This window comes from Pelagibacterium sp. H642 (assembly GCF_031202855.1).
Lineage (GTDB): Bacteria > Pseudomonadota > Alphaproteobacteria > Rhizobiales > Devosiaceae > Pelagibacterium.
Genome location: NZ_CP101829.1, coordinates 1919214 through 1936170, shown reverse-complemented (window position 1 = coordinate 1936170; position 16957 = coordinate 1919214). Strand labels below are relative to the sequence as shown.

Annotated in this window: 11 protein-coding genes; 3 read left to right on the top strand and 8 right to left on the bottom strand. The window is 62.8% G+C overall.

The window, feature by feature from the left end; all coding sequences use genetic code 11:
* Positions 1–10: 10 nt before the first annotated feature.
* A complete protein-coding gene (locus NO934_RS09505) occupies positions 11–1123 on the bottom strand; it encodes an FAD-dependent oxidoreductase (RefSeq protein ID WP_309159719.1) in 1113 nt (370 codons plus the stop codon).
* On the bottom strand, positions 1120–2724 hold the full coding sequence (locus NO934_RS09500) for an ABC transporter substrate-binding protein (RefSeq protein ID WP_309159718.1): 1605 nt from the start codon (positions 2722–2724) through the stop codon (positions 1120–1122). Before NO934_RS09500 ends, NO934_RS09505 begins: the two co-directional genes overlap by 4 nt.
* Positions 2725–2869: 145 nt before the next feature.
* Here NO934_RS09500 and NO934_RS09495 point away from each other — a divergent pair, with 145 nt between their 5' ends.
* Positions 2870–3781, top strand: coding sequence for a LysR substrate-binding domain-containing protein (locus NO934_RS09495; RefSeq protein ID WP_309159717.1), 912 nt, complete (start codon positions 2870–2872; stop codon positions 3779–3781).
* A gap of 229 nt (positions 3782–4010) precedes the next feature.
* On the opposite strand, the gene NO934_RS09490 is transcribed toward NO934_RS09495, so the two are convergent.
* From NO934_RS09490 to NO934_RS09470, 5 genes are all read right to left on the bottom strand, one after another.
* Complete coding sequence (locus NO934_RS09490; protein WP_309159716.1) at positions 4011–4370, bottom strand: VOC family protein; 360 nt, start codon at positions 4368–4370, stop codon at positions 4011–4013.
* 74 nt (positions 4371–4444) lie between these two features.
* The gene (locus NO934_RS09485) at positions 4445–5443 is read right to left on the bottom strand and encodes an aldose epimerase family protein (RefSeq protein ID WP_309159715.1); all 999 of its coding nucleotides are present in this window, start codon (positions 5441–5443) and stop codon (positions 4445–4447) included.
* A gap of 92 nt (positions 5444–5535) precedes the next feature.
* Complete coding sequence (locus tag NO934_RS09480) at positions 5536–8862, bottom strand: error-prone DNA polymerase (RefSeq protein ID WP_309159714.1); 3327 nt, start codon at positions 8860–8862, stop codon at positions 5536–5538.
* On the bottom strand, positions 8859–10415 hold the full coding sequence (locus NO934_RS09475; protein ID WP_309159713.1) for a DNA polymerase Y family protein: 1557 nt from the start codon (positions 10413–10415) through the stop codon (positions 8859–8861). Before NO934_RS09475 ends, NO934_RS09480 begins: the two co-directional genes overlap by 4 nt.
* On the bottom strand, positions 10306–10947 hold the full coding sequence (locus NO934_RS09470) for a DNA repair protein (protein ID WP_309159712.1): 642 nt from the start codon (positions 10945–10947) through the stop codon (positions 10306–10308). The genes NO934_RS09475 and NO934_RS09470 overlap by 110 nt, the downstream gene beginning before the upstream one ends.
* Before the next feature lie 247 nt (positions 10948–11194).
* On the opposite strand from NO934_RS09470, the gene NO934_RS09465 reads away from it, so the two are divergent.
* Together NO934_RS09465 and NO934_RS09460 are read left to right on the top strand one after the other, a co-directional pair.
* Entirely contained in the window at positions 11195–12199 is a 1005-nt protein-coding gene (locus tag NO934_RS09465; RefSeq protein WP_309159711.1) for a ligase-associated DNA damage response exonuclease, read from the top strand.
* Positions 12196–13773, top strand: a complete 1578-nt coding sequence (locus NO934_RS09460; RefSeq protein WP_309159710.1) for a cisplatin damage response ATP-dependent DNA ligase — start codon at positions 12196–12198, stop codon at positions 13771–13773. The genes NO934_RS09465 and NO934_RS09460 overlap by 4 nt, the downstream gene beginning before the upstream one ends.
* A 46-nt stretch (positions 13774–13819) precedes the next feature.
* Here NO934_RS09460 and NO934_RS09455 read toward each other — a convergent pair whose 3' ends face one another.
* On the bottom strand, positions 13820–16957 hold the full coding sequence (locus NO934_RS09455; protein WP_309159709.1) for an efflux RND transporter permease subunit: 3138 nt from the start codon (positions 16955–16957) through the stop codon (positions 13820–13822).

Below are 16957 nucleotides of genomic sequence, written 5' to 3'. Positions count from 1 at the left end.
CTTTATATCGTCAGGTTGGGTTTTGGGATGGATGGTAGGGCGCAAGGGAGATTTCCGGCTCGTCCCCCACCGCCAGGCGCGCAAGCTGCCGGCCGGCGAACGGCCCGATGGTCAACCCCGCGGCGCCGAGCCCATTGCCCACGATCAGCCCTTCAATCCCGGGCATGCGCCCCAGGATCGGGGTGATCGTGGATGCCGCCGGCCGGAAGCCGATACGGGTTTCGATCAGCGTCGCATCGGCAAGCCCGGGCGCGAAATGCAGGCCCGCTCCAAGCACCTCGTGCTGGCCCGCCGCCGTCACCCGATAATCGAACCCACTCCCGTCCTCGCGCGTCGCCCCGATCACAACGCGGCTGTCGTCGAAGGCGAGCAGGTAATGGCTGGCCATGGGCAGCAGCACCGGCCAGCGCGAGGTGTCGGTCCCCGGCAGGCCCAGATGGATGATCTGGCCCTTTTGCGGCACCACGGGATGATTGAGCCCGAGGGGAGCGAGAATGCGAGATGCCCAGGCCCCGGCGGTGACGATCACCTCGTCGGCCCCGATCACGCTGCCCTGCCCGTCGCGAACCACGGGCCGGCCGCCTTGGAGCTCGAGCGTTGCAAGATCGCTCAGAAGCGTCGCTCCGCTCGCGACAGCCGCCCGCACCATGGCGGCGGCCAGAAGCCGCGCATCGACGCGCGCCCCGCCGGGCACGTGCAGCGCCTTCAAATCATCGCGCAGCGGTGGGAACAGCGCCCGCGCCTGCTCTGGCGTCAACTCCTCGAACCCGCCCGATTCCGGCGCCTCGACCGTGCGCCTGGCGAGCCGCTCGGCCGCCGCCGCGTATTCGGCCTCGTCATCGGCAACCACCAGGGCGCCGACCTTGCGATAGCCCACCTGGTCCTCGCCGCGCGCCGCAAGCCCCTCGACCAGTTCGGCATAATACCGGGCCCCGGCCGCATACATGGCGTACCAGTCGCCATCGGCGGCCTTGGTCGCCCAGGGGCAGACGATCCCGGCTCCCGCCAGCGTCGCCTTGCCCTCATGGGTCTGGTCGATAATGGTGACCTCATGCCCGGAAAGGGCAAGATGATAGGCAGTACTGGCGCCGAGAATCCCGGCGCCAATGATTACGATCTTCATTCTACAGTCACACCCGAAAGCCGCGAGGTGCCGAAGATGGCCGGCACATAACCCTTGACCGAGGTGTTGACGGCGGTGATCTGGTCGGCGCCGCCGAGCACCACGACCGGCACCTGGTCATGAACGATCTGCTGGGCCTCCAGATAAAGCCCGGTCCGCTCGTCCTGGTCGGTGATCGATCCGGCCTCGGTCATGACGGTATTGAAATCGTCATCGCACCAGCGTCCGATATTGGACGGCGCGGGCACGCCTTCTTCGTCGCAGCTCAGATAGTTGTTCGGTATCTGGCTCGGATCGGGGAAGTCGTAGATGCCCCCGAACATGCCCACTTCCGCTTCGCCATTGCGGGCGCGCTCGATATATTCGGCCCATTCATAGGTGACGATCTCGGCCTGGACCCCGATTTCCGCCCAGTCGGCCTGGATGATTTCCGCGGCGCGGCGGCCATTGGGCATATAGGGACGAGCGACCGGAACGGCCCAGAGCTCGGTGGTAAAGCCATCGACAAATCCGGCTTCTTCGAGCAGGGCCCGCGCCGCCTCGGGATCGTAGTCCCAGGGGGCGATATCCTCGGCATGGCCCCAAAGCGCCGGCGGCACCACGGCGCCGGTCACATGGCCCATGCCGCTATAGACGACTTCGACAAGATTCTCCATGTCGATGGCCTGCGCCAGGGCCTGGCGGACCCGCTGATCCTGGAACTTTTCGTCCTCGAAATTGAAATGCAGCATGCCGGTCGAAGCCACCGGGGTCTGCACGGCTTCGAGATTGCCCGACTGCTCGATCGTTTCACGGTCGGCAAGGTTGGGATAGAGCCCGATCAGGCATTCCCCGGCCAATGCGCGCTGCAGGCGCACGGTGGCGTCGCTCGAGATCGCCATCACCACCGCGTCCACCATGGGCGTGCGGTTGTCGTCGCCAATCTGGGCGCCCCAGGTTTCCGCGAACGGCAGCAGCCGCACCATGGCATCGGCCTGATAGGCCTGGAGCTGGAAGGGGCCGGTGCCGATGGGCTGCAGATCGAGCTGCTCGGGCGTTCCCGCTTCCATCATCGCATCGGCATATTCAGCCGAGGTGATGGCCAGCGAACCATGCGCCATGGTGCCGGTGAAAGCGGCCAGCGGCTCTCTGAGCGTAAAGGCAACGGTATGGTCGTCGACCTTTTCCACGCTTTCGAGAATGTCGGCCAGCTTGGCGTTGAACGTGATGTAATTGCCCCCGCTCACCTCGTAATAGGGATGCTCGGGGTCCATCATGCGGTCGAAGGTGAAGATCACGTCATCGGCATTCATCGGCCGGGTGGGCGAGAACAGCGCATTGGACTGCCAGGCGACGTCCTGGCGCAGGGTGAAGGTATAGGTCAGCCCGTCCTCGGACACCTCCCAGCTTTCGGCCAGGGCCGGCTCGATGTTGGAGCCGCCGCGCTCGACCGAGACGAGACCGTCATAGATCTGGCCAAGCGCGTAGATGGTCGTGCCGTTGCTCGAGAGCTCGGGGTTGAAGATTTCGGGTGAGCCTTCGAGGCAGACGGTGAGCACCTGGGCTTGCGCGGGCAGAGCCGCAAATGCTGCCAGTGCTCCCAAAAGCAGAGCCTTGTTCATGATGATCCCTCCAGATCAGAAATTTCGTCACTCAGGCATGTGCGACCCCGCCATTGCAAAGGCTCCATGACATGATTGTCAAATTGCTTTTTCTCCCCTCATTATTCCATATAGTCATAATGGACGCGCAACGAGGGCCCTTTAGGTGAACATTCGTCAGCTCGAAGCCTTTCATGTTGTTATGGAAACCGGCTCGGTGACTCTTGCCGGGGAGAAGTTGGGCATTTCACAGTCAGCGGTCAGCAAGCTGCTTAAATCTTTTGCTGAAAGCTGCGGCTTCAAGCTTTTCACGCGCAGCGGCGGGCGCATGTTGCCCACTTCCGACGCCAAGCTCCTGGCCAATGAGGTCGAGCGCCTGTTTACCGGCACCGACCGCATCCGGCGCCTGGCCCAGGCGGTCAAGGATCGCGAGTGGGGCCAGGTCACCGTAGCCGCCCCGGCGGCGCTTTCGGCCCGTTTCCTGGCTCGTATCCTGGGGCCGATGATGGGCCGGCAGAGCGACATACACGTCAAGCTCATCAACCAGCCGAGCCCGCGCATCGCCGAACTGGTCACCACCCAGCAGATCGATATCGGGCTGAGCGTCCAGCCCTTCGATCACCCGCACGTCACCTCGCAATCGATCCTGCGCTTTGCCATGAACTGCGCGCTGCCCGCAGGCCATCGCCTGGCGCGCAACAATGTGGTGAGCGTCGAGGATCTGCGTCATGAACGCTTCATCGGGCTGGCGCGTGACGATTGTTCCATCATGACCATCGACCGCGCCTTCCAGCTTCACGGCGTCCAGAAGAACAGCCATGTCGAAGTGCCCATGTCGGAAACCGCCTGCGATTTCGTCGCCGCGGGTGCGGGGGTTTCCATAGTGCCCCCCTTCGTGGGCCTGGGTTACGGCCCCGACCAGATCGTGCGCCGCCCGCTTCTTCCCGTCACCGCCATGGACGTCTGGCTCCTGATGCCCGCCACGCGCCCACCCTCGCTTGCCGCGCAAAAGATCGTCGAGTTGATCCGCGACGCCATGCACCCCTATCACCTGCGCTCCGACCACGTCTGGGCATGACCGCCGCCTAGGCGTGTTGGGCCCAGATATGTTCTTGAGCCCTCTGGAATGACCAGCCGGCGCCTCGGGTCTGCTGGCTCCGGAGCGATCGGATCGTGCGCCTCCGCTTCTGCCGACCGCCCTCGCCCGCCGCGCAAAAAGATGATCGAAGTGATCCGACGCCCTGCACTCCCATCATCTTCGCTCCGATCATGCTGGGACGTCACCGGCGCCCAATCGAACGGTGCTGCTAGGAAGGCGAATGCGTGAGGATATTGACCAGCCGGCCGAACGGATCGCGGACATAGAAGCGCTTGACGCCCCAGGGTTCCTGCTGCGGGCCATATTCGATGGTCAGCCCTGCCGCCTCGACCCGCTCCAGCACCGAGTCGAAATCATCGACTTCGATGGAAAGATCGGGGACCGCGGTGCCCGACCCGCCCTGGCTGGCGATGCTGATCTGTGGCCGCGCCTGAACCTCCGGCGCCGCGAAGGTGAGGATCCATCCCTGATCCATCGCCACCTCGAGGCCAAGTACCTCGGCATAAAACAGCCGGGCCGCTTGCGGCTGCGGGGCGGCGATATTGGCGACGATGCGTTTGACGGCCATGGGCACTCTCCGCTGGCGCTTTCGATTACGCGATTGGCGGCCCTCAGACCATTGCGAAGCCCGCCGGCCCATCCTCACCCGATCTCGATCGCGCACCAATGCCGGTAAGGTTTTTCCGGCGTTGCGACCGGCGAGGGGAAATGCGGATGGTTGATCGCATCGGGAAAATTCTGGTCTTCGAGGCAAAGCCCGGCAAACGGGGGGTATGAGGCTCCGTCGAGACCCGGCACCGTCACATCGAGCTTCCATCCATTGTAGATTTGCAGCCCCGGCTGGTCGGTGAAGAGCTTGAGCGTAAGCGAACCGTCCGGCGCCTCCACTGTTGCCACCGGCTTGTCGAGAACCCGGCGGGTATCGAGGACGAAATTGAAATCGATCTTCAGCCCTTCGCCCTCGGCACTGCGCAACGTGCGCGGCACGCGGAAATTGAGAGCGGTATCATGGACCGGAAGGATCGCCCCGGTCGGGATCTGCCCGTCCCCCAATTGGGTATAGGCACCCGCCGAAACAGCCAGCCGGTGGTCGAGCACGTCGCCTTTGCCCAGCAGGTTGAAATAATTGTGCTGGACGATATTGACCGGCGTGGGCTTGTCGGTGTCGGCGGCAAAATCGATCTCCAGCCGGTTCCCCGACAGCCGGTAGGTCACTGACATCTCCAGCGTGCCGGGATAGCCCATATCCCCGTCCGGGCTGGTGAGCGTGAGCTTGGCCCTGTCACCGGTCTCTTCGGCGATGCGCCAGACCTTTTTGGCGATCCCGCCCGGTCCGCCATGGAGATGGTTGCCACCTTCATTGGCGGGCAGCGTATAGGTCTTGCCATCGAGATTGAACTTCGCGCCCCCGATGCGGTTGGCGACCCGCCCGGCGATAGCGCCGAAATAGGGGCTGTGGTCTGGATAAAGGGAAAAATCGTCGAACCCCAGCACCACGGGGCGCAGCGTTTCGCCCACCGGCACCCGCCAGTCGCGGATCAGCGCGCCATAGGTGAGGATCGCAATCGAAACCCCGCTCGCGGAGGTGAGCACCACCTCATGAACGTCTTCCCCCGCGATCGATCCCACGATTCGAGCCATTGCCACTCTCCCCTGCTGGCATGCATTCTCTTAGCCCGACGGGGACAAGTTTTCCATACGCCGCACGACCCTGCGTGCCTATGTCGGCCCGCTCAGTGGAAATCGCGCGATTTGGGCACCACCCGCGCATTGCGCGGATGACCATGCAGACTTTGCGGCACACCTCCCTCGCCCCCCTGGGACATGGCCAGCCCATCGAGCAGATCCGAGCGGTCATAAACCGCGCTGGCCATAACATGGATCACCCCTTCCTTACTCTTTTGCACCTCCCCTTCGATCACTGCCAGGCGAGAAGCCATGATTTCCCGGCGATACTTCTCGAACCGGCTCGCCCACATCAGCCCGTTGGCAATGCCGGTTTCGTCCTCGATCGTCAGGAAAATGGCATTGCCCTTGCCGGGCCGCTGGCGGATCAGAACGACCCCGGCCACCAGCACCTTTCGCCCGTCCGGCACGTCCTCGAGCCTCTTGCAGGTGACCACGCCATCGGCGGAAAATTTCTCCCGCAGGAAGCTCATGGGATGGGCTTTGAGCGAGAGCCTTATCGTCTGATAGTCGGCGATCACCTGCTCGGAAAGCGGCATGGCCGGCAGACCCATTTCGGGCTCCTCGCCAAGCTCGCGCCCTTCGGCGGCGGCAAAGAGCGGCAGGGGATCGTCCTGCGGCAGGCGCCGCACATGCCAGGCGGCTTCGCGCCGGTCGAGCCCCATCGAACCCATGGCGTCGGCATCGGCGAGCAGCGTCAACGCCCGCGCCGGCAGGCCCGAGCGCTGCCAAAGATCGTCGACAGACGCGTAGCCCTCTCTCCGCCTCGCGACGAGCCTTTCGCCCCAATCGTTCTTGAATCCATCGACCTGCCGGAAGCCGATGCGCAGCGCGCATTTGCCTGTCCCTTCTAGCGTATTGTCCTGGGTAGAGAAATTGACGTCGGCGGGCCGCACCGTAACGCCGTGCTCGCGCGCATCGCGCACGATCTGGGCGGGAGCGTAAAAGCCCATGGGCTGGGAGTTCAAAAGCGCGCAGGCAAAGACATCGGGATAGTATTTCTTGATCCAGGCCGAGACGTAGACGAGCTTGGCAAAGCTCGCCGCGTGGCTTTCGGGGAAACCGTAATCGCCGAACCCCTTGATCTGGTTGAAACAGCGCTGGGCGAATTCGGGCTTGTAGCCGCGCGCGATCATGCGGGTGACCATCATCTTTTCGAATTGGCCGATGGTGCCGTTATGGCGGAAGGTGGCCATGGCCTTGCGCAAGCCGTTGGCCTCGTCCTCGGTAAATTCTGCCGCCACCATCGCCAGTTGCATGGCCTGTTCCTGAAACAGCGGCACGCCCTTGGTCCGTTCCAGAACATTGCGCAATTCGTCTTTGTCGTGGGGCGGACCGGGTTCGGGATACTCGATATCTTCCTCCCCGCTCCGCCGCCGAAGATAGGGATGGACCATGTCGCCCTGGATCGGTCCGGGCCTGACGATCGCGACCTGAATGACGAGATCGTAGAATTCTCGCGGACGGAGCCGAGGCAGCATGTTGATCTGCGCCCGGCTCTCGACCTGGAAGACGCCGATGGAATCCCCCTCGCACAACATATCAAAGACGGCATGGCGATCATCGGAATCCTTGTCGGCCCTGATATCGGCCAGCTCCAGTTTTCGATCGTAGTGCTTCTCGATCAGATCAAACGCCTTGCGGATGCAGGTCAGCATGCCCAGCCCGAGCACGTCGACCTTGAGCATCCCCACTCTGTCGATATCGTCCTTGTCCCATTCGATGAATGTACGGTCATCCATGGCCGCATTGGCGACGGGAACATATTCATCGAGCCGGTTCTGAGTGAGGACAAATCCACCGACGTGCTGGGAGAGATGGCGCGGAAAACCCAGGAGCCGCGTAGCGAGTTTCACCGCCCGCAGGATGTTGGGATTGGATGGGTCGAGCCCGGCTTGAGCGATATGCTTATCGGGCAGTTTCTCGTCGCTCCAGCTTCCCCAGACGGTCGAGGCGATGCGGGAAGTGATGTCCTCGGTCAGTCCAAGCGCCTTGCCCACCTCGCGAATGGCCGAACGCGGACGGTAGCTGATCACCGTCGCGGCGATTCCAGCCCGGTGCCGGCCATAGGTCTCGTAGATGTGCTGGATGATCTCCTCGCGCCTCTCATGCTCGAAATCGACGTCGATATCGGGCGGCTCGCCACGGTTTTTCGACAGGAACCGGGCGAACAGCAATTGATGCTCGGCCGGGTCCACCGCCGTGATCCCAAGTGCATAGCACACCGCCGAATTGGCCGCCGATCCGCGCCCCTGACAGAGGATTTTCTTGTCCTGCGCCACCCGCACGATGTCGTATATGGTCAGGAAATAGGTCGCGTAATTGAGTTCCCCGATCAGCGCGAGTTCGCTTTGGATCTGGGCTCTCACCTTTTGTGGAATGCCTTCGGGATAGCGCCACTCCGCCCGACTCCATGTCAGGTTTTCCAGATGCTCTTGCGCCGTTTTGTCAGGCGGCACCGGCTCCTGGGGGTATTCATATTTCAGTTGATCGAGGGAAAAATCGATCATCTGGAGGAACCGTTCGGTCTCGGCGACAGCATTGGGAAAAGCGGCAAAGAGGCGTTGCATCTCTTCCGGCAGCTTGAGATGCCGCTCGGCATTGGCTTGCAGCACCGTGCCGGCTTTGTCGATCGTCACCTTCTCGCGGATACAGGTGAGAATATCCTGCACATCCCGTTGACCGGCCACATGGTAGAGCACGTCATTGGTGGCAAGAAGCGGCACCCGATGTGCAGATGCAATAGCGCTCAGACGGGCTAGGCGACGCGCGTCATGGGTTTTGTATCCACATGCCGCTCCCAGCCACACATCGCACGCCGCCCTCCCAAGACGCTCGAGAACCCCACGCACGTCATCAGGATTTTCAGGCGGCAGCACGATAAGACTGAGCCCGGCGCACCAGTGCAAAAGATCCTCGAGTCTTAAGATGCAATCGCCCTTTTCGGCCTTGCGATTTCCGAGCGTCAGAAGGCGGCACAGCCGCCCCCAAGCCTCCCGGTCCTGAGGATAGGCGACGATATCGGGCGTCCCGTCGACAAAAACCAGCCGCGCTCCGACCGCGAGCTTAAAGCGCTTTGCCCGCTCCTGCAGCTCGGCAAGGGTGAACGGAAAATCGATATCGGGATGGCGTTCCACAAGCACATATTCTCCCGGCCCCGAGCCTTCACGCATCTTGTCGACAAGCCGGATGCCCTTGCGCAAATCCGCAAGCGCCGCATAGGCGCGCACCACTCCCGCCACCGAGTTGCGGTCGGCAATACCCATGCCGCCATGGCCCAGCAGGAGGGCTGTGAGCACGAGATCCTGCGGATGGGAGGCGCCGCGCAGAAAGGAGAAATTGCTGGCGGTCACCAGTTCAGCATAAAAGCTCATGGAAATATCCCGTGCAGATACCAGCGCACCGGATCGGACCCGGCTCCATAAAACCCATGACGGTACACCCAGAAACGGCGTCCCTTTGCGTCCTCGATGCGGAAATAATCGCGATCTCGTTCATCGGCATCGTGCCACCATTCAGGCGATATGCGCTCCGGGCCTTCCGCCCTAAGGATGTCGAACCAGGCTTTCCGCCACCGGAACCTGCGGGGCGGGCCATGGGGAACCTCGGCGATAACCTCGATATTGGGCGGGAGATGGAACAGAAACAGCGGGCGAGAAGGCATCCCGAACGACTGCCCGGGACGCCAAACGCCGGCAGGTCTTTCATCAGAAATGGCCGCAACTTCACACACTGCCTGTTCAGGCAAGTGGCTGTTGCGGGGAACGAAACGGGTCACCGATCCCGCTCCGAATCTTGCGCTGAGCCTGTCGGTCAAATCCCTCACTTCGACCTCGGCCATTGCCCTGCCATCCAGCCCGCTCTGGGCTGCCGGCATGTCATCACCCGCAAGAGCGGCAAGTCTGATCAGGTCGAAACCAAACCCCGGGTCGAGAGGATCTGTCAGGGCTTCGAGACGCATATCAAAAAGCCGCCTGAGCGATTTGGCATCCTTAAGGGGCTGGCCCGATAGCAATTCGATACGCGTGACCTTGCCGTCGGCCCGAAAGAACGCAGCTTCGAAACACCTGCCGCCTTGCCCATGGCGGTGAAGTTGTGCGCACAGACGCTCGGAAAGCGTTTCGAGGGCCAGGGAAATGTCGTCCCTCAATCCGATTGGGTCGGCAAAGCGTTGTTCCGCCACGAAATCAGGCAAGGGCCGGCGCGGCGTAATCGGCAGATCAACTTCACCCAGGATTTGGGCAAGAGCCGTCGTCATTGCCTCACCGAACCGCGCCGCCAGCGGCTGTCTTGGCCGGGCCGCAAGATCGGCAATCCTTTTGAGACCGGCACGATGCAAGGCAAGAGAAACCTTGCTCTCACATTCAAGCGCTTCGATCCGCAGGGTCGCAGTCCATTGTGCCTCTGCATCGGGCGGGGCGATGCCACCTCCACCAAAGCGTGCCAGGGCCCGAGCGGCCCGAGACGTACCGGCTATAGCGATGCGGGCGGAAAAGCCTTGCATGCGCAAACGCCCCTCCATGTCGGCGATAAGGCCTGGCTCCCCGCCGAACAAATGCGCCACCCCGGTAATATCGCAGACAATTCCGTCGGGCGGCTCGATGGCGACAAAGGGGCTGTAGCGGTCACACCAGTCGGCGATCGCCTCAACGAGCTTGGCATCGGCCTCCTCATCATGCTCGACGACGTCGACGCGCGCCACCCTTGCCCGGGCATCCGCGAGCTTAAGGCCAGGAACCAAGCCTTTGGCTCTGGCCGGAGCATCAGCGCCCACCAGGGTGGAAACATTTCCCTTTCGTGCGACCACCACCAGCGGATCAGCCGGCTTTTGCCCATTGGCTCGGAACTGACGGTGCAACCGGTCGGTCGAAATGAGGGGCAGCCACAGGGCGAGATAGCGCTTTTTGCGTAAACCGATGCTCTTCATTGCTCCATTCCAAAGTCCACTGCCCACCTGCCAGTCCTTTCCGCTGTCGCAACAGATGCGCCGAAAATGTCGTTTGACCCGGCAGGCCTAAAGGATCGGAGGATAGCGCGGCCTCTACCTGCCAGCGCGTTGCCGCAGCGCTTGGCTCAGCTTCGGCCAGGGCCCGGAGCAGGATCCCCGTGACACCGCTCTCTTGGGCAGCAAGCGCAAGTTTACGGCTTGCAGTGAGGTCAAAATGCTTCGATTCCCCCCAGGCTTCGATGATCACCGCTCCAAGTCCGGTGCAGCGCATTCCTTCAAGTCCCGCACGCAAACCCTCGGCGATGGCACTCACATGGACGACGATCACCTGGCTTGCCGCCCCCCCCATCTCTGCAAGGCCCGGCGCATAAAGCCCTCCGGTTTCGATTTCGCTGCGCTTGTGGCGAATCCAGAGCAGCGGGGCTTGCGGGGATGCGCGCAGGGTAAGCCCTGCGGCAAACCCAGCCGCCGCGGCGATGTCGGCGGCATGGGTGGGAAAGATCTCGTGCACCGCGCCTCGCGCCAGACCGCCCCCCAAGGCGGCATCGACCGGGCCGGCGCCTAAGGTGAAGACGCCGTGCCGCCCGGTCTCGCTAGAGGGATCGAGCCTCACGAGAGCCTGCCGCAGCGCACCCAGTTGACGTGCTCTGTCCATGGCTCACATGTTCCTATTTTGTTCTATTTGGACTCAGATCGAACCAAGAGTCAATCGGACTCGTGGCGCTGAACCGAAGACGAGAGCACAGCGTTTAAAGCTCATGCCTCCAGCCAGCCAGATCCTCGACCGCAACCTTCATATCCGGCGCATCGACACCTATGTCGATCCGGTCGCGCCGCGCGAACGCGCCATCATCACCCATGGCCATGCCGATCACGCCCGCTCCGGCCACGGCAAGGTGCTGGCCACCCCCGAGACCATCGCCATCATGCAGACCCGCTATGGTCCCGATTGCGCCGGCGCGTTCCAGGCTGTCGACTATGGCGAGCCGACGCGAATCGAGGACGTAACGGTCACGCTCTACCCGGCTGGTCACATCCTGGGCTCTGCCCAGGTGCTGATCGAAGTGGGCGGGCAGCGCGTGGTGGTGACCGGAGACTACAAACGCCTGCCCGACAAGACGGCGCAGGCGTTCGAGCTTGTCCCCTGCGATCTTTTGGTGACCGAAGCCACCTTCGCCCTACCGGTGTTCCAGCATCCCCATCCCGCCGACGAGATCGCCCGGCTATTGGCCTCCATGCGCGACCACCCCGAGCGGGCGCATCTGATCGGGGCCTACGCGCTGGGTAAGGCCCAGCGGGTGATTTCGCTGCTGCGTGAAGCCGGGTATGACAGGCCGATCTATCTGCACGGGGCCATGCTGCGGCTTTGCGCGCTCTATCAGGAACGCGGAATCGCGCTGGGGGATTTGCGGCACGCGACCGAAGCGAGCAAGGCTGACCTCGCCGGCGCCATGGTGATCGCCCCGCCCTCGGCTCTGAAAGACCGCTGGAGCCGGCGGCTGCCCGATCCGGTCCTCGCCATGGCTTCGGGCTGGATGAGCGTGAAACAACGGGCCCGCCAGCGCGGGGTGGAGCTGCCGCTGGTGATTTCCGACCATGCCGATTGGCCCGAACTGCTTGAAACCATCGCCGATACCGGGGCGCAGACGGTGTGGGTGACTCATGGACGCGAGGACGCGCTGGTCTACCAATGCCGCAAGAATGGTCTGGTTGCCGAGCCGCTCAACATCCAGGGCTATGAGGATGAGGGGGAGGAGGAATGAAGGCGTTCGCCAAGCTCCTCGAAACGCTTGCCCTCACCCCCTCGCGCAATCGCAAGGTCGCGGCGCTGACCGAGTATTTCGCCGCAACCCCCGATCCCGATCGCGGCTATGCGCTGGCGGTTCTGACCGGGGCGCTGAGCTTCGATGCGGTGAAAGCGGGGCGGCTCAAAGACGTGGTGCTGGCCGAGGTCGATCCGCACCTCTTCGCGCTCTCCTACGATTATGTGGGCGACCTGGGGGAGACCATCGCGCTGATCTGGCCTCATAAGGGTGGAGCGCGCCCGCTGCCACGGTTGTCCGAGTTGGTGGAAATTCTCAACACCACGGCGAAGTCCGAACTGCCCGGCTTGATCGCCGAGCTTTTGACCAATGCCGAGATCAACGAGCGCTGGGCGCTGGTGAAGCTCACCACCGGGGCCCTGCGCATCGGCATTTCGGCGCGGCTGGCCAAGACCGCGTTGGCCGAGATGAGCGGGACCGAATTGAAGGACATCGAGGAGGTCTGGCACGGGCTCAAAATGCCCTATGAGGATTTGTTCGCCTGGCTCGAGGGGCATGGGGACAAACCGGCCGTCGATCATGCGACGCGCTTTCATCCGCTGATGCTGTCGAACCCGATCGATGAGGAGAAGGATTTTGCCGCGCTCGACCCGAAAGATTTCACGGCCGAGTGGAAGTGGGATGGGATCAGGGTGCAACTGATCCTTGGGGAAGGAACCGCATCGCTGTTTTCCCGTACCGGCGACGACATCGCGGCGGCGTTTCCCGACCTGATCGACAATGCCTTCGGGCATGGGGTGCTCGATGGAGAATTGCTGGTCGGGCATGAGCTGGAACCCGCACCTTTCAATGCGCTCCAGCAACGGCTCAACCGCAAGACGGCGAGCGAGAAGCTGATGGCTGATTATCCGGCCTTCATGCGGGTCTATGACATGCTGTTCGATGGCGATGAGGATATCCGCGCCCTGTCCTGGACCGAACGACGGAAGCGGCTGGAAAAGTTCTTTGCCGGGACGCCGCAGAGCCGGCTCGATCTTTCGCCTACCCTCGAATTTTCCGATTGGCAGGATTTGGAGGCGATCCGGCGCAAGGGAGCCGATGAGAGTGGGCATGAAGGGGTGATGATCAAGCGCCGCGATGCCCCTTACGTGCCCGGACGCCCGCTGGGCATCTGGTACAAATGGAAACGCGATCCCAACTTGGTCGACGCGGTGCTGATGTATGCCCAGCGCGGGCATGGCAAGCGCTCCTCCTTTTATTCCGATTTCACCTTCGGCGCCTGGCGCGGCAACGAGCTGGTGCCGATCGGCAAGGCCTATTTCGGTTTCACCGATGCTGAATTGAAGGAGCTCGACAAATGGGTGCGCTCGCATACGACGGCGAGCTTCGGGCCGGTCCGCGAGGTGGAGAAATCGCTGGTGTTCGAAGTGGCTTTCGATAGCGCCCAGGCTTCCACCCGGCACAAATCGGGAGTGGCTTTGCGCTTTCCGCGCATCAACCGCATCCGCTGGGACAAGCCCGCCGCCGAAGCGGCGCGCCTGTCGGAGGTAGAAGCCCTGATCCCGGCGACTTAGGGCCTTTCCCGCAAAAGTGGCCACCACTTTTGCGGGAAAGACGGTGTCAAGCCGAGTGCTGCGGCGCCTCGTGCTCCTCATGTCCGTGGACATCGTCGGGCGCCTTGGGCAGGAAACGGCGCACGAAGCGCCCGAACGAGTCCACATAGGTGAGCATCACCGGCACGACGAGCAGGGTGAGAAGCGTCGAGCTGATCAGCCCGCCGATCACCGCGTGCGCCATGGGAGCGTTCTGCTCGCTGCCCGGATGCAGCGCCAGGGCGAGCGGCAGCATGCCGAAGATCATGGCCAGCGTGGTCATGATGATCGGCCGGAACCGCGTGCCACCGGCAACGATCAACGCCTCCCTGATGGGCAACCCCTCGCGCATGCGCTGGTTGGCGTTGTCCACCAGAAGGATGGCGTTCTTGACAACCAGGCCCATGAGCATGATGAAGCCGATCATCGAGTACATGTTGAGCGTCGATCCGCCCACCATCAGGCCAAGCAGAACGCCGATCAGCGACAGGGGCAGGGCCATCATGATGGCGACCGGCTGCAGGAAGCTGCCGAACTGGCTGGCCAGCACCAGATAGATAAAGACGATGGCCATGATCAGCGCCGAAGCCATGCTCGAGGTGGTATCGGCCAGCATTTCGGCATCGCCGCCCTGATTGATGACCACGCCCGCCGGCAGGTCGAGTTCGGCGATGGCCGCATCCACATCGGCGATCACCTCGCCAAGAATGCGATCCGACACATTGGCCGAAACCGTCACCTGACGCTGCTGGGCCTCGCGCTCGATCTCGTTGGGACCGAACGTCTCGTCGATGTCGGCGACTTGGCCGAGCGCGACCGAGACCGGCACCGAACCGGTGGATTGCTGGGCGACCGGCAGGTCGAGCAGCCGGCTGGTGTCCGAACGCTCTTCCTCGGGAAGCCGCACGATGACATCGATGCGATCACCGGCCGGATTGGTCCATTCGCTCGCCGTCTGACCGGCGATCATCACGTTCATGGCGGTGCCGACCTGCTGGGCGGTGATGCCCAGATCGCTCGCCGCCTGACGGTTCATGATGATGTCGAGCATGGGCTGGGCCTGCTGCACCGAGAGCCCCACATCGATGGTGCCGGGCACCGCCTCGATGGCCTCGGCCACCATTTCGGCCGCCTGGTTGAGCGTATCGACCGAGCCGCCGCGCAGATTGATGGCGATGGGGCTGCCGCCCATACCCAGACCACCGCCGGTGGCAAGGGTGATATCGGCCCCCGGAATGACGGCCACGGCCTCGCGGATCACCTCCAGGGTTTCGCTGTCACTCAGCACACGCTCGGCCGGTTCGACCAGATTGACCGCGATGGTCGCCTGGTTTTCGCCCGAGGCCTGACCGGAATTGACATTGGTATAAGTGCTCTCCACCCCCTCGATGCCGCGAGCGATGGTTTCGACCTGCCGCGCCTTGAGCGCCGTATAATCCTGGGACGAACCGACAGGGGTTTCCACAGTGACGTTGACGAGGCTCGCGTCATTGGAAGGGATGAATTCGAACCCGACCATGGGCACGAGGAAAAAGCTCGAGACGAAAATCCCGGCCGCCGCCAGCATTGTGAGGATCCGGTGGCGCAAGCTCCAGCCCAGAACTCCCTTGTAGCGTTCGCCGACCCATTCGAAGCCTTCTTCGAACTTGCCGATCAGCCGGCTGAACCAGCCGCGCTTGACATTGGGATCGGTGGCCGGATCGTACCAGACGCTCGACATCATCGGGTCGAGGGTGAAGGCAACGAACAGCGAGATCAGCACCGCCACCGAAACGGTAACGCCGAACTGGAGGAAGAACTGCCCCACAATGCCTTCCATGAAGGCGAGCGGCAGGAACACCGCACAGATCGAGAGCGTGGTGGCCAGAACGGCCAGCCCGATCTCATTGGTGCCGTCGAGCGCGGCACGCAGGTGACCCTTGCCCATCTGCAGGTGGCGCGTGATGTTCTCGCGCACGACGATCGCGTCATCGATCAGGATACCGATCGAGAGCGTGAGCGCCAGCATGGTCATCACATTGAGCGTAAAGCCCAGCACGGAAATCACCGCGAGCGTTCCCAGGATGGCGATAGGCAGGGTCAGTGCTGTGATGACGGTGGATCGCCACGAATTAAGGAACAGGAACACGATAACCACGGCAAGCAGCGCACCTTCCATGAGCGTTGCTTCGAGCGTGTGGTAGTCCGATTCGATCTGCTCGGCGGTATCTTGCAAAATATCGACACTGGCGCCCTGCAGCGAGGGATCGGCGTTGAGGTCGGCGACGATGGCGCGGATCTGCCCGGCGATTTCGACGGTGTTGCCGCCATCGACCTTCGAGACGTTGATCGCCAGCGCCGGCTCGCCATTGCGCAGAGCGATGCCGCTCGCTTCGGACTGGCCGGGCACGATGGTGGCCACGTCCCCCAGCGTTACCGTTTCCGCACCCTGGGAAGAGACGACGACGCCCAGGAAATCATCGAAGCTTTCCAGTTCGGTATTGAGCTGAATGGTCTGGACCAACGCGCCATCCACCACCGAACCGGCCGGCATGGTCATGTTGTCGCTCTGGAAGGCGGCAACGACCTCGGAGACCCCGATATTGTAGGCATTGAGCCGATCGAGATCGATCAGCACGTCGACCTGCTCGTCGGTGGAGCCGACCACCGTGGCGCTGCCCACACCGTCGATATTGGTGAGCGCGGGCGAAACCACGTCTTCGGCCAGACGGGTGAGGTCGGTCATGGCCAGCCCCGCCCCGCTGAGCGCCAGTGAGATGATGGGCTGGGCATTGGGGTCGAACCGCAGCACCTGCGGGGTATCGGCCCCATCGGGCAGCGAGACCGCCGCGATACGGTCGCGCACTTCCTGAGCGGCCTGGATGCTCTGGGTCTCGAGCGTGAACTGGATGATGACCGTCGAATGGCCGGAGGTCGAGGTCGACGAGATCGTCTCGATACCGGCAAGGGTCGCCACGGCATCTTCGATCGGCTCGGTGATCTCGGTCTCCACCGCCTCGGGCGCCGCCCCGGTATAGGGGGTGAGCACGGCGACGACCGGGAAGTTCACTTCCGGGGTCGATTCAATGGGAAGATTGCTGAAGGCATTGAGGCCGAACACCATGATGGCGACCATGATCATGGTCGCGAAAACCGGATGGCCTACGCTGATCCGCGTCAAAAACAT